The following is a 14,115-nucleotide window of genomic DNA, read 5'->3' as shown; positions in this document are numbered from 1 at the left end:
GTTTGTCAAAAGATGTTTCTAACGGTGATATTTCCTCAAGCAGATTTGGGGAGACGGTAGTGCAGCCAAATATCAGAAAAATAGTGACTTTCGACGAAGAGGTTCTGGTTGAAGGATTTCGTGCCGCCGACCGCCCGTGGCGCATGTTTGCCGTTGCGGCGGTTGTGTCGAACCCTTGGGCTGGCCGGTATGTCGAGGATCTGAGACCGGAAATTCTGGCCTATGGGCCTGTGCTGGGGCAAATGTTGACTGACCGGATGGTCACGCTTGCAGGTGGCGGCGAGGTGATCGAAGCCTATGGCAAAGCGGCGGTTGTAGGGCTGGATGGCGAGGTCGAACATGCCTCGGGCCTGATCCACACGCTGCATTTCGGGAATTACTATCGTCAAGCGGTTGGGGCCAAGTCCTATCTGTCCTTCACCAATACCCGCGGTCCGGCGAACACTCCGATCATGGTGCCCATGATGGACAAGAATGATGCCGGGCGTAGATCGCATTATCTGACGCTGCAGTTTGCAATCCCCGACGCACCGCGCGCGGATGAAATTGTGGTCGTGCTGGGTGGCGCAACCTCGGGCCGTCCCCATCATCGGATCGGCGACCGTTATCAGGACCTCAAGGATTTGGGCCATGACGTGGACAACCCGGCCTCGGTCTGAACTCAGCACCCTGGCGGTGATTGATCAGGGCCAAGGGCCGCTGGTTATTCTGCTGCACGGGGTTGGTCTGCGAGCCGAGGCGTGGGGTGCGCAGATCGACGCTCTGGTCGCGGCGGGGTATCGTGTCTTGTGCCCGGATATGTCAGGACATGGTCAGTCGAGCTTTGATCATCCGACTGGCTTGGAGGCATACGTGCACCGCACGGCGTCCGTGCTAACAGAGCCCGCTGTCTTGATCGGCCATTCAATGGGCGCCCTGATTGCGCTCCGACTGGCGGCGGATATGCCAGATAGCGTTCTTGGCGTTGCGGCATTGAATGCGATCCATCGGCGTCCGGCTGCCGCGCGCAAGGCCGTCGTCGCACGTGCCTCGGCCTTGGACGTATCGGGGCCAAATGATCCCACTGTCACGTTGCAACGTTGGTTTGGCGAAGCCTCGTCCGCCGAGCGACTGGCCTGCATGCACTGGCTGACTGAGGTTGATCCGGCGGCCTACAAATCCGCATATACCGCTTTTGCTGAAACGGACGGTCCTTCCGATGATGAACTGGCCCGTATCGCTTGTCCCGCCTTGTTCATGACCGGCGCGGATGAGCCGAATTCGACGCCTGAAATGTCTCGGGACATGGCGCGTTTGGTTCCCTCGGGACAAGCGGCAATCATCGCAGGTGCCGCACATATGTTGCCGATGACTCATCCCGCCGAAGTAAACGCACAGCTGTTGGAATTTGTGGGGGGGTGCCAGCCATGACAAGTATGGACCCCCGAGCTTTGCGTGACGCCTTTGGCAGCTTTATGACCGGGGTGACAGTGGTGACGGCACGGGATCCGCAGGGCGCGCCAGTTGGGTTCACCGCAAACTCGTTTTCGTCCGTATCGCTTGACCCGCCATTGCTGCTGGTGTGTCCGGGGAAGTTTCTGTCCAGTCACGATATTTTCGCCAACTGCACCCGGTTTGCAGTGAATGTGCTTGCAGATGGACAGCAAGAGATATCGAACACTTTCGCTGGGTATAAAGGGGACCGGTTTGCAAAGGTCGCGCACAGCAATGGCCTTTTTGATCTACCCCTAATCGACGGGGCGCTGGCGCAGTTTTGCTGCAAGACCCATCAGGTCCTTCCCGCCGGTGATCATACCTTATTGATCGGTGAAGTGGCAGAGTTCTCGCACTCGGTCGGGCAGGGTCTTGGATATGTCGGAGGGTCGTATTTCAGCCTGGGGCTCGAACGTGAAATCGACGCCATGGTACCGACGATATGCGGCGCGATCATCCGCAAAGATGACAGTGTTTTGCTGGAGCAGAGCAACGGTGCCTATCGTCCCGTTCAAATCGCCGGGGTCGAGCGGGGTGGGCAGCGAAACCGATTGACCCAGGGCTTGTCAGAACGTGGACTGAAGGTAGAGGTCGAACAGGTCTATTCCTCATTCGACGATGCGGAAACAAAGCAGCATTACACCTATTTTCTGGCCAGCTGTTCCCGACCAACGCCGCTTGAGGGCGCCGAATGGATCAGAACGGATGTCCTTCCGAACCTGAAATACGTGTCCGGCGGTGTCCGCCACATGATGACCCGCTATGCGATGGAAGCCAAAGAGGGGGATTTTTCTCTCTACCTTGGTGACGCCTCGCAAGGCGACATTCACAGCTTACGATAAAGGAGCAGGTCAATGGAATTTTCCCTGTTTGCCCATATGGAACGTTTGTCGCCAGATCAGCCGCATGACGTTCTGTATGACGAATTCGTCAGCCTTGTGAAAATGGCGGACGAGGGCGGGATGCGCGCCGTCTGGACGGGTGAGCATCACGGGATGGAGTTCACCATCGCGCCCAACCCCTTTATCTCGCTAGTCGATCTGGCTCATCACACCCGGAATGTACGGCTGGGGACGGGTACGGTAGTCGCCCCGTTCTGGCATCCGATCAAATTGGCCGGAGAGGCCGCCGCGGCAGATCAGATTACCAAAGGCCGGATCGAACTGGGGATCGCACGCGGCGCATATTCGTACGAGTATGAGCGCCTGATGCCGGGGATGGATGCCTGGGAGGCGGGCCAGCGGATGCGCGAAACCACCCCTCTGCTTCCGCAAATCTGGCAGGGCGATTGCGCGCATGAGGGTGAGTTTTATTCCTTTCCGGCGACCACATCTGCGCCGAAACCGTTTCAGAAAAACGGTCCGCCGATCTGGATCGCGGCGCGGGACCCCAATAGTCATGAATTCGGTGTCCACAACGGGTTTAACATCCAGGTCACTCCCCTGTGGCAGGGCATGGAAGAGATTGAAACGCTGATGGACCGCTTCAATGCAGCCTGCGACAGCCATACCGGACCGCGCCCCAAAATCATGCTGTTGCATCATACATATGTTGGCAAGGACACAGACGATGTTGCGCAAGGCGTTCAGGAATTGCGCCGGTATTACAACTATTTCGGTGCCTGGTTCATGAACAAACGCCCGGTCGAGCAAGGGTTGATCCAACGGATCACCCCGGACGAGATGGATGCCAACCAGATGTACACAAGTGATAAGCTGGCGCGCGACCTGACGGTTGGTACAGCGCAGCAGGTTATCGACCGGATCAAACGTTATGAAGATTTGGGCTATGATGAGTTTTCGTTCTGGGTCGATAGCGGGATGACGAACGAGCGAAAACGTGCCTCTTTGGCGCGGTTCATCGACGATGTCATGCCAGCCTTTCAGTGAGGAACACTATGGGAAATCTACCGCATTTTCAGCTTTTCATTGATGGCGCCTGGTCTGAGGGGGCGACGTCTCAGGTTATGACATCTGCAAATCCCGCAACTGGGCAGGGGTGGGCTACGTTTTCCTGTGCGGCACCTGAGGATGTCGACAGGGCAGTCGCCGCCGCCAAACGTGCGCTTGATGATCCGCAATGGCGCGACATGACGGCCACCGCGCGCGGCAAGCTTCTTTATCGCCTGGCTGACCTAGTTGCCGAAAACGCTGCACGGCTTGGAGAATTTGAGACAACAGACAGCGGTAAACTGCTGGCAGAAACCTCGGCGCAAACTGGGTATGTCGCGGATTACTACCGCTATTTCGCAGGGCTTGCGGATAAGGTTGAAGGGACGGTTCTGCCCATCGACAAGCCGGATATGCATGTGTTTACCACGCGCGAACCCATTGGTGTTGTCGCGGCTATTGTGCCCTGGAATGCACAAATGTTCCTGACGGCGACTAAGTTGGGCCCGGCGCTTGCGGCTGGGTGTACCGTCGTGCTGAAGGCATCCGAAATTGCGCCGGCCCCGATGCTGGAGTTCGCGCGTTTGATTGAACAGGCCGGATTCCCCGCGGGCGTTGTCTCGGTCATCACCGGGGATGCGGAAAACTGTGCAATTCCACTGACCCGCCATCCCGATCTGGATCGCATCGCCTTTACCGGTGGCCCCGAGACAGCGCGCCATGTGGTCAGGAATTCTGCCGAAAACTTCGCCGTCACCTCGCTGGAGCTTGGTGGCAAGTCGCCGATACTTGTTTTTGAAGACGCGGATCTGGATGGGGCCGCAAATGGCCTGATCGCCGGAAACTTTGGCGCGTCGGGGCAAAGTTGCGTTGCGGGCACGCGCGGGCTGGTGCAGCGATCCGTTTTGCAAGATCTGATCGGCCGCATCAAAGAAAAGGCGGGTGCAATCGTTCTGGGTGACCCGCTGGAGGCCGGTACCCATGTCGGACCGCTATGTACCTTGGCGCAAGTGAACAAGATCGAAGAGACTCTGGCCAAGTCAGCGGAGCAGGGGGCCGTGGTCCATTTCGGCGGGCAACCTGCGGATAGGCCCGGCAATTACATGAACCCAACACTGGTTGAGTGCATATCGCCCGAGACCGAGACGTTGAAAGTTGAGATGTTTGGCCCGGTCATGTCTCTGCTGCCATTCGATACCGAAGAAGAGGCCATCGCATTGGCCAATAGCACAGTCTTTGGGCTGGGTTCAGGTGTGTTCACGCAGAACCTGGCGCGGGCGTATCGGGTGTCCAAGCGGATCAAGTCCGGGATTTGTTGGGTTAATACCTATCGCGCGATCTCTCCTATCGCGCCGTTTGGCGGGTTCAATCAATCAGGGTATGGCCGTGAAGCCGGGGTTGAGGCGATCCTGGATTACACCCGGACCAAGACCACCTGGATCAGCACCTCGCAAGAGCCGATGGCGAACCCGTTTGTGATGCGCTAGGTCTGTTGTCATGAAGATATCGGAGCGCGGTCATGAAGTTGAAACATCCGAATTTTGAACCTCCGGCAGACGCAAATGACCGGAGGGCGATCCCTCCGGTCATTTGCTATCCGCCCGAAACGGTACCGCAACCTGATCTGGCTGCGTTGACTGACCTGAGGCAGCGCGCGGTGAAAACCGCCGAAGTCATAGCAGCCCCGCGTGATGCGGCCTGTATTGAAGTGCCCGCGGGGGCCTTTATTCGGGTGGTGTCGGTCGATGGCGCGCAGGTCGGTGATCTTAACATGTGGTACAAGCACGACCTGACCGAACGGTTCTATTCCGGCAAAACCCGCGCGCTGCATGGCACGCATCTGTCGACCGGGGATCGGATGTGGTCAAGTTTTCCGAATATGCGGCCCATGGCGACCATCGTTACGGATACTCTGGATTGGTATGGGTTCGATTCATACGGCGGATCCGTGCATGACGTAATCGGGACCCGCTGTGACCCATATACCGGGCGACTGCTGTCTGGCGATGACTACCATTATTGCTGCCATTCCAACCTGACACGGGCATTGGCCAGCCATTGTGGCCTGCCGCTGCATGAGGCCGAAATGCACGTCCACGACGTGTTGAACGTCTTCATGTGCACCGGATTTACGCAGGACACAGGCCAATACTTCATGAAGGCAAGCCCGGTGCGTCCGGGTGATTATCTGGAATTCTACGCCGAGATTGACCTGATCGTCGGCCTTTCAGCTTGTCCCGGGGGCGATTGCTCGTCCGAGCATTCCTCGGACGCAGCCGCCTGTTATCCATTGGTTATGGAAGCCTATGACCCCGGTGAAGACATCCGAAACGCGCATATTCAGCCCAAGCGATCTGCTTATGATCGCACTCATGGGGCAGGTTAAGAGGTCAGGCGTTGCCCAAGCCGGTCCAGCATCCGACAGCATAGGTCGAGCTGTTCGATCTCGACGTACTCATCTGCTTTATGGGCCTGTGTGATCGAGCCGGGACCGCAGACAATCGCGTGGGTGCCAAGCTGCTGAAACAGGCCAGCTTCAGTGGCGAATGACACAACACCTGTTCCGTTCGCCCCGGTCAGCTCGGCAACCAGTTTGCGGGCGGCGTTTTCTTCCATGGGCTCAAGGCCTGCAACCTCGGCCGTGATATCCTGCGTGATGCTGGCTTCACTATGGACGGCCTGCATTTCGGGCAGCAGGCTGTGGGTCACATAGTCTGACAGGGCTTGCTTAACGAAATCCGCATCGCTGGCTTGAACCGGGCGCATTTCCCACCCGACATCGGCTTTGCTGGCAATGACGTTATGGGCGACGCCGCTATTGAAGAACCCCACGTTTATAGTGGTCCAGGGTGGCTCGAAGGGGCTGTTTGTTGGCGCGCGGGATTTCAATATCTGGCGCAGTTCCAGAAGTTTTCCTACATAGCGTGCCGCGTATTCCGCCGCATTAACCCCATCATCGGGGGCCGAGCTGTGTCCTTCGAGCCCGACAAATCGTGTCGTGTATTCATAGCACCCCTTATGCCCTTCGATCAGGCACATTTCGGTGGGCTCTCCGATTATTGCGATATCTGGCACAATTCCTCGTTCGGAAAGATCGTTCACCATGTTCTGCGCGCCCAAACATCCGGTTTCTTCATCATAGGTGAAGGCAAAGTGCAGCGGGTGGGTCAGTTTTCTGGCATCCAGCGTTTCGGCAAGTGCAAGTGCGGCGGCGATGAAGCCCTTCATGTCACAGGTGCCACGTCCGTAAAGTCTGCCATCTTTCTCAGTCATCAAAAACGGGTCTGATGTCCAGTTCTGATCCGCGACGGGAACCACGTCCGTGTGGCCGGATAACAGGATGCCGCCGGGAATGTCTGGGCCTATGGAAGCAAATACATTGGCCTTGGTGCCAGTATCATCCCGGGTTTCGATGCAGCGTGCACCCAAGGCCTGCAACCTGTCCCTTAGATAGCTGATGATCTGAAGGTTGCTGTCTGCAGATACCGTTTCAAACGCGATCAGATCGGCGAGGATATCTTGGGTTCTTTGCAGGGTCATGGCTTTACAAACAGCTTTCTTGGGCGGTTACAGAAACATTCGGCAGGACCGGTATCGGTGATCAGGATCGACACGGTGATCTCTAACTCCCAGTCATTCAACCAGAGGCCAGGCATAAAGTGAAACGTCTTGCCAGGTTCCAGGATTGTCTCATCCTCGGGACGCAGAGATATCGTGCGCTCACCCCAGTCCGGGAGATAGCTCAGACCTACTGGATAGCCACTGCACGCGTGGCTTTCAATGTGGACGTATCTGACAATCAGGCATCCACACTGTACGTCGTTCCCCATTAGTATCCTGATTGCGTCCCCACTAGATCGGGTCTGCGTCATGAAAGACCAAAACGCCCTGATGGACGTAGAACGACCACCCCTCGTATCCGGTTAGCCACGTCATGTTCGAAGGATCTTCGAAGAACAGCGCGTCCAGCCCGACCTCGGTCACGGCTTTTCGTGTTTTGGACAGCCGACGGTCAAATTCCCCCCGCATGAATGCCGGATTCACTTGGCTCATCGGATCCTCGTGTCGTGATTAGAGACGTGTTGACAGAACTTTACGAATCCGATCACGTCAATGGACAACTCAGGAAGGAAATACTGTTGAAACTCAGTTCAAACCCACACCGCGGCAAGGAAAAATTGATTCCTGATGCTCCATTTCCTTCGATAAACGCGGCTCGCGTAGCTGATTTGTTAACAGTATGCCCTGCAGCAGCGGAAACCAATCTGGTTGAAGCCAAGGATTTGGCCAATGTCGCCGATCTATGGGTCAAAGATGAGCGTGGGCGCATGAACCTCGGGTCGTTCAAGGCTTTGGGGGCTGCCTATGTCATCGCCCGCCACGCTGCTGATCTGGCGCAGACACCGGATAAGTCTACTTTACGCGGGAAAACCTATGTCACCGCTAGCGCGGGTAACCACGGGATGAGTGTAGCAGCAGGTGCACGGATATTTGGGGCTGATGCAGTGGTCTATATCGCCGAAACCGTACCTGAAAGTTTCGCGGAACGCCTTCGTGCGCAAAAAGCCAGGGTCGTTCGTCAAGGCACGGATTATGCCGCCAGTATGGAGGCTGCTGGCAAAGCGGCGCAGGCTAACGGTTGGACATTGCTATCTGACAGTTCGTGGGACGGGTATTACGAGCTGCCGCACACCCTGATGGAGGGATATCTGCAGATGGCTGCAGAAGCGGTGCGCCAATGCCCAAATGCGCCCACGCATATCATTTTGCAGGCCGGGGTAGGTGGGTTGGCAGGGGCGGTTGCAGCTTATGCGCGCCATGCCTGGGGTGATGGACCCAAGATCATTGTCGTGGAACCCGAAGCGGCCCCTGCGTTGCAAGCCAGTATCGAAGCAGGTACCTGCGTCTTTGCGGATGGGCCTGACAGCATCATGGGACGGCTGGACTGTAAAGAACCCTCGCTGATCGCGCTGAATGGTCTGGCGCGGGATGCAGACTGTTTTCTGACGCTCTCGGATGACGACGTGGTGCGGTATTTACCGGCTATGGCAGAGGCTGGGTTGGCGACAACTGCTTCGGGCGGGGCGGGCGTCGCAGCAGCGATGAATGCAGATGTCTGCGAGGCCCTGAACATTGGGAGCGATGCCCAAGTTCTGTGCATTTTATCCGAAGTGCCGGATTGAAGAAGGTCAAGAAACATCTGAATCTTGCCCCGGAATAAGCGCAGGAAGCCGCAAGTTAAGAGGGTGCAACTGCCCCCAAAGGCAGAATCCGATTGCGCCTGAAAACGGGAGGTGCGCAAATCCGCACCTCCGCCCTATCAAAATGAGATTAATTGCCCCCCAAAGCGCGGTTTTTAGATTGGATTGCGCCAGATAATTTTGGCGTTTTCCAATCGGTCGAGGAATTTCGACATGCGAATCTCTCAGCACCTCAGTATCGATGCCGAGGTCTGGGCTGTGAGATGTGGTGGTTCAAGTTGTAATTATAACCTATTAAAAATATTATATTAATGTTGTGGGTGAGGAAGTTGAATAGAGGCGAATGAAGCAAGTTAATTACGCTATTCAAGGCCTTGCGTTGCGGGCGAGATATCGAAATATCAGTTGAGCAGAAGTGAATTTCAGGATTCTTTGTCGCCTAGCTGTAACATTTATGGTTGCGTGGTTGGTCCCCCATGTCCTTAAATAGGGTGGACTGGTCTTTGAGATCCGGATGAACCGGGCAAGCAAAGACCGCACAGGGGAGCCAAGTTGGTAATGTCAAATGACGCAGCGTTCGTCGAATTTCAGCGTGTTCAAAAATCTTATGACGGCGAGATACTCGTCGTAAAAGACCTTAATCTCTCGATGCCAAAGGGTGAGTTTCTAACTATGCTCGGCCCCTCGGGGTCAGGCAAGACAACTTGCCTAATGATGTTGGCCGGATTTGAAACCGCTACTCATGGCGAAATCATGTTGGACGGACGCCCGATCAACAACATTCCACCACATAAGCGCGGGATTGGCATGGTGTTCCAAAACTATGCATTGTTCCCGCATATGACTGTGGCTGAAAACCTTTCGTTCCCGCTTGAAGTGCGCAACATCGGCAAAAGCGATCGGGAAGAAAAAGTGAAGCGTGCGCTGGATATGGTCCAGATGGGCGCCTTTGGCAGCCGTCGTCCGGCGCAACTGTCCGGCGGTCAGCAGCAGCGGATCGCCTTGGCCCGTGCTTTGGTGTTCGAGCCTGAGCTAGTTTTGATGGACGAACCGCTGGGCGCGCTGGACAAGCAATTGCGCGAACATATGCAGTTCGAGATTACCCGTCTGGCGCATGAGCTGGGGATTACGACAGTTTACGTGACCCACGACCAGACAGAGGCGCTGACGATGTCGGATCGCGTGGCCGTGTTCGACGACGGACGCATCCAGCAGCTTGCGCCGCCGGATCTGCTCTATGAAGAGCCCGAAAATAGCTTTGTTGCCCAGTTCATTGGTGAAAACAACACCTTGGAAGGCGTTGTTAAGTCAATCGACGGCGACTCGTGCGTGGTTGCACTGGATGATGGATCAGAAATCGACGCCAAACCGGTCAATGTCACTGCAGCCGGTGAACGGACCAAGGTTTCAATCCGTCCCGAGCGGGTCGAATTCAACAAAGATCGCCTGCATGCTGATGCGCATACGCTCAAGGCGACTGTCAAAGAATTCATCTATATGGGTGATGTCTTCCGGTTCCGCCTGTCCGTGGCGGGTAATGAAGACTTTATCATCAAGACCCGAAACGCCCCTGACGCGATTCGGTTGTCGCCCGGCCAGGAAGTTGAAATCGGTTGGTTGGCCCATGATTGCCGGGCACTTGACGCCTGATGCAGAACGTCCCCTGGTGGATCGCTGGGGGTAAATGGCGGCCGGGTTGCCCCGTGATCCGGTCTGTTCAGAAATTTACGGGTATAACAGGGAGTTAACAATGAAAGTTAAGACCACTTTGATGGCAAGCGCCATTGTTGCCGTGGCCGGAGGCGCCATGGCCGAGGAGATGACGATTGTCTCGTGGGGCGGCGCCTATTCCAAGTCACAGCTGAAGGCTTATCACGAGCCCTATTCTGAAAAGAGCGGCATCACTATCCTTAACGATGACAGCTCGGCCGAAGCGGTTGCCAAGCTGCGCGCGATGAACGAAGCGGGCAACATCACCTGGGACGTAGTGGATGTTGTTGCTGCGGACGCAATTCGTCTGTGTGACGAAGGTCTGGCGATGGAGATCGACCCAGACACAATGCTGGCCCCGGCGCCCGACGGCACCTCGGCTGCCGATGATTTCGGTGACCTGCTGGTCAGCGAATGCTTTATCCCGCAGATCGTGTATTCGACTACATTCGGCTATCGTACGGACCTGGTAGGTGACACACCTCCGACTGATGTCTGCGCCGTATTTGATCTGGAGGCCTATCCGGGCAAGCGTTCACTGGAAAAACGCGCCATCAACAACATGGAATGGGCGCTGATCTGTGATGGCGTCGCCAAAGATGACGTTTATGACGTTCTGGCGACTCCAGAAGGTCAGGATCAGGCGTTGGCGAAACTGGGAACCATCAAGGACAACGTCGTCTGGTGGTCCGCGGGTGCCGACACGCCGCAGCTTCTGGCCGATGGCGAGATCATCATGGGCTCGACCTATAACGGCCGTCTGTTCAGCGTGATCGAAGAGCAGAAGCAGCCCGTTGCCATGCTGTGGGACGCGCAGATCTTTGACCTGGATGGCTGGATCATCCCCGCCGGTCTGAGCGAAGAGCGTCAGCAGCGTGCGCTGGACTACATCATGTTCGCAACGGACACGCAGCGTCTGGCGGATCAGGCCAAGTACATCTCGTACGGTCCGGCCCGTGCCTCGTCGGCTCCGCTGGTTGGTCAGCATGCCGAGCTTGGCATCGACATGGCGCCGCACATGCCGACCGATCCGGAAAACGCCAAGAACACGTTCCTGTATAACTACGAGTTCTGGGCGGATTACCGCGATGACATCGAAGCGAAATTCCAGGCTTGGCTTGCGAAATAATCGTTTGATTTCATGAAACAGTCGGGGGCGGTGCGCCGCCCCCAGACCCAAGCAGAGTCAAGGGGCACAGATGACTGACGCAAGCCAAAATGCGGGGCCGATGCTGGCAGCGGACGGAACGCCGCTCAAGCAATCGCTGGCACGTTCACTGCGGCGGCAGAAGTTACGAGCATTGATGCTCGTCGCTCCGCTTCTGCTATTTGTCATGTTTTCCTTTATCGTGCCGATTGCTTCAATGCTGTTCCGCTCGGTTGAAAACAGCATGGTTTCAGAGACCCTCCCGCTTACGGTGGAAGCCCTGCAAAGCTGGGACGCCCAAAGCGGTGAGCTTCCGGACGAAGCAGTATACGATGCATTCGTTCGCGACATGGTCGTTGCCGTTGATAGCAAAACCCACACCCGCCTTGGCTCGCGTCTGAACTACGAAGAGACTGGCATGTCTTCTTTGTTCCGCCGCTCTGGCCGGAAAATGGGCAAGCTTGACCCTGAAACCGATGGACCATTCAAGGACCAGATCATCGAGATTCACGAGGGCTGGGGCGATCCTAAGACGTGGGCCGTGATCAAGACCCATTCGCCAACGGTTACCAATGGTTATTTCCTGAACGCGGTCGATATGCGCCGCACGCCCGAAGGCGCGCAGTCGCAGCCTGAAGACAAGCAGATTCTGATCAAGCTGTTTGGCCGCACATTGTTCATGTCACTGGTGATTACAGTGTCCTGTATCTTGCTGGCTTATCCGGTTAGCTACCTGCTGGCGACCCTACCGATGCGGGTGTCGAACCTGCTGATGATCCTTGTCCTCTTGCCTTTCTGGACCTCACTTCTGGTGCGGACCTCGGCGTGGAAAGTGATGTTGCAACAGCAGGGCGTGATTAATGAAACATTGGTCTGGCTTGGACTTGTGGCCGATGATGCACGACTGGTGATCATCAATAACCAGATCGGCACGATCATTGCGATGACGCATATCCTGCTGCCGTTCATGATCCTGCCGATGTATTCAGTGATGCAGACGATCCCGGTGACTTACACGCGGGCGGCGAAATCCATGGGCGCGACCAACTGGACGACCTTCTGGCGCATCTACTTCCCACAATCCATTCCGGGTATCGGAGCGGGCTCTATCCTCGTGTTCATTCTGTCGATCGGATACTACATCACGCCTGAAATCGTTGGCGGCACAAAGGGTGTCTTCATCTCGAACCGGATCGCCTATCACATCTCGTCCTCGCTGAACTGGGGACTGGCTGCGGCCTTGGGTACGATCCTGCTGGGTGTCGTCATGCTGCTCTACTGGGTCTACGACAAGATCGTGGGCATTGATAACGTGAAGTTGGGATAATCGACATGGCTGCACTTACACCGATATCCCGCAAACCGCTCTCAATGGTTCTGCCCAGTGTCGCCTTAGCAGGTGCCTTAGCCGGCGTCTTTGTCGGCGCGGGCAACGGCTCGATCCTTTTGGGCATTCTGGGTGGCGCAGCTCTGATCGCCGCGCTGGCCTGGGTCTACATCAACGTTCTGAAGAACGAAAAACTGGCGCGCTGGATCAATATCCTGGGTTTCGGCGTCATAGGTTTCCTGTTGTCAGGTCCGATGGGTGGCATTCTGGGCCTGTTGGGCGGTTGGTTTTTTATCTTCTTTATCTATTGGCTCTATGAAGGCCGGTATCGCCGCAAACTGCTCAGCTATCTGACGCCAAAACAGGTGTTCTATCACTATCTGTTTCGGGTTATCTGCGGTGCGATCTTCGTGTTCCTGATCACCCCGATCCTTGTGGTTCTGCCGCTGTCGTTCAACGCGCAGGATTTCTTTACCTTCACCCCTGAGATGTTGAGTCTGGACCCCGAAGGGTATTCGCTAAAGCACTACCGCGATTTCTTCACCAACAATGAATGGCAGCGCAGCTTCAAGAACTCGCTGATCATCGCGCCGATTGCGACGATCATCTCGGTCTCGCTGGGCACGTTGGCGGCCATCGGCCTCAGCCAGAGCCACGTACCCGGCCGCCGCGTCATCATGGGCGTCCTGATCTCGCCGATGATCGTGCCGTTGATCATCTCGGCCACCGGCATGTTCTTCTTCTACAGCGATATCGGTCGCTTCATGGAAGGCACGCTGGGCATGAACAAGAACTTCGTGGGCTATGTGAAAGTTGTCCTTGCCCACGCCGTTCTGGGCATCCCCTTCGTCATCATCACCGTGACTGCGACGCTGGTGGGCTTTGATCGCTCTCTGACGCGGGCGGCGGCGAATATGGGCGCGGGCCCGGTGCGGACGTTTTTCAAGATTCAGATGCCCCTGATCCTGCCGGGCGTGATCTCGGGCGGCCTCTTCGCCTTTATTACCTCGTTCGATGAGGTGGTTGTTGTGCTGTTCGTTGGCTCTGCCAGCCAGAAGACACTTCCATGGCAGATGTTCACCGGCCTGCGCGAACAGATCAGCCCGACCATTCTGGCAGTAGCGACCATCCTTGTGGTGATCTCGATTGCGCTGTTGACCACGGTAGAACTGCTGCGGAGGCGGTCTGAACGCATGCGGGGACTCAGTCCCGCTTGACGCGACTCACAAGGTGATTTAGCGATTTCACCATGCACCCCGGTCACGATGGCGTCGTGACATCTAGGCGGGTGCATGGCTCTCGGTTCCCGAGGCCGCTTGTCCTGAACGCCGGGACTAGTGGCCGGGCTTTGCCTGTCCGGCATCGAGG

13 protein-coding genes and 1 pseudogene are annotated in these 14,115 nt (G+C 56.4%); 11 read left to right on the top strand and 3 right to left on the bottom strand.

Going from position 1 to position 14,115, the window contains the following annotated elements; all coding sequences use genetic code 11:
* Positions 1-59: 59 nt before the first annotated feature.
* The 6 genes from AC2FIC_RS14025 to AC2FIC_RS14000 are packed head-to-tail and all read left to right on the top strand — an operon-like array spanning position 60 to position 5,748.
* Positions 60-659, top strand: a complete 600-nt coding sequence (locus AC2FIC_RS14025) for an amino acid synthesis family protein (protein WP_496690654.1) — start codon at positions 60-62, stop codon at positions 657-659.
* Entirely contained in the window at positions 631-1,410 is a 780-nt protein-coding gene (locus tag AC2FIC_RS14020) for an alpha/beta fold hydrolase (protein WP_496690653.1), read from the top strand. Before AC2FIC_RS14025 ends, AC2FIC_RS14020 begins: the two co-directional genes overlap by 29 nt.
* Positions 1,407-2,315 carry a flavin reductase family protein gene (locus AC2FIC_RS14015; protein ID WP_496690652.1) on the top strand — a complete coding sequence of 303 codons (909 nt, stop codon included), beginning with the start codon at positions 1,407-1,409 and terminating at the stop codon, positions 2,313-2,315. The genes AC2FIC_RS14020 and AC2FIC_RS14015 overlap by 4 nt, the downstream gene beginning before the upstream one ends.
* A 12-nt stretch (positions 2,316-2,327) precedes the next feature.
* On the top strand, positions 2,328-3,362 hold the full coding sequence (locus AC2FIC_RS14010) for an LLM class flavin-dependent oxidoreductase (RefSeq protein WP_496677761.1): 1,035 nt from the start codon (positions 2,328-2,330) through the stop codon (positions 3,360-3,362).
* An 8-nt stretch (positions 3,363-3,370) separates the two neighbouring features.
* Positions 3,371-4,849 (top strand): aldehyde dehydrogenase, encoded by a 1,479-nt coding sequence (locus tag AC2FIC_RS14005; protein ID WP_496690651.1) that lies wholly within the window; start codon positions 3,371-3,373, stop codon positions 4,847-4,849.
* Positions 4,850-4,881: 32 nt separating this feature from the next.
* The gene (locus tag AC2FIC_RS14000; protein ID WP_142634180.1) at positions 4,882-5,748 is read left to right on the top strand and encodes an urea carboxylase-associated family protein; all 867 of its coding nucleotides are present in this window, start codon (positions 4,882-4,884) and stop codon (positions 5,746-5,748) included.
* Here the strand turns inward: AC2FIC_RS14000 and argE are convergent.
* From argE to AC2FIC_RS13985, 3 genes and pseudogenes are all read right to left on the bottom strand, one after another.
* Positions 5,745-6,902, bottom strand: a complete 1,158-nt coding sequence (argE, locus tag AC2FIC_RS13995) for an acetylornithine deacetylase (protein ID WP_496690650.1) — start codon at positions 6,900-6,902, stop codon at positions 5,745-5,747. The genes AC2FIC_RS14000 and argE overlap by 4 nt on opposite strands.
* Positions 6,899-7,144: pseudogene (locus AC2FIC_RS13990) on the bottom strand (ectoine hydrolase DoeA); the annotation flags it as partial. The pseudogene AC2FIC_RS13990 and the gene argE, both read right to left, overlap by 4 nt.
* Positions 7,145-7,214: 70 nt before the next feature.
* Positions 7,215-7,415: an aminopeptidase P family N-terminal domain-containing protein gene (locus tag AC2FIC_RS13985; protein WP_465160558.1), complete on the bottom strand. Its 201-nt coding sequence runs from the start codon at positions 7,413-7,415 to the stop codon at positions 7,215-7,217.
* Between the two features lie 86 nt (positions 7,416-7,501).
* Between AC2FIC_RS13985 and AC2FIC_RS13980 the strand changes: the two genes are divergently transcribed.
* The 5 genes from AC2FIC_RS13980 to AC2FIC_RS13960 all read left to right on the top strand — a co-directional run bounded on the left by AC2FIC_RS13980 (position 7,502) and on the right by AC2FIC_RS13960 (position 13,964).
* Complete coding sequence (locus AC2FIC_RS13980; RefSeq protein WP_496690648.1) at positions 7,502-8,545, top strand: pyridoxal-phosphate dependent enzyme; 1,044 nt, start codon at positions 7,502-7,504, stop codon at positions 8,543-8,545.
* A 576-nt stretch (positions 8,546-9,121) separates the two neighbouring features.
* Entirely contained in the window at positions 9,122-10,213 is a 1,092-nt protein-coding gene (locus AC2FIC_RS13975) for an ABC transporter ATP-binding protein (protein WP_496690647.1), read from the top strand.
* A gap of 100 nt (positions 10,214-10,313) precedes the next feature.
* Complete coding sequence (locus AC2FIC_RS13970; protein WP_142634172.1) at positions 10,314-11,402, top strand: extracellular solute-binding protein; 1,089 nt, start codon at positions 10,314-10,316, stop codon at positions 11,400-11,402.
* A 70-nt stretch (positions 11,403-11,472) separates the two neighbouring features.
* On the top strand, positions 11,473-12,747 hold the full coding sequence (locus AC2FIC_RS13965; RefSeq protein WP_142634170.1) for an ABC transporter permease: 1,275 nt from the start codon (positions 11,473-11,475) through the stop codon (positions 12,745-12,747).
* A gap of 5 nt (positions 12,748-12,752) precedes the next feature.
* Positions 12,753-13,964, top strand: a complete 1,212-nt coding sequence (locus tag AC2FIC_RS13960) for an ABC transporter permease (RefSeq protein ID WP_496690646.1) — start codon at positions 12,753-12,755, stop codon at positions 13,962-13,964.
* The last annotated feature ends 151 nt before the right edge of the window (positions 13,965-14,115 follow it).

The organism is Ruegeria sp. CDSC079 (assembly GCF_059610505.1).
This window is presented reverse-complemented; position numbering and strand designations above follow the sequence as displayed.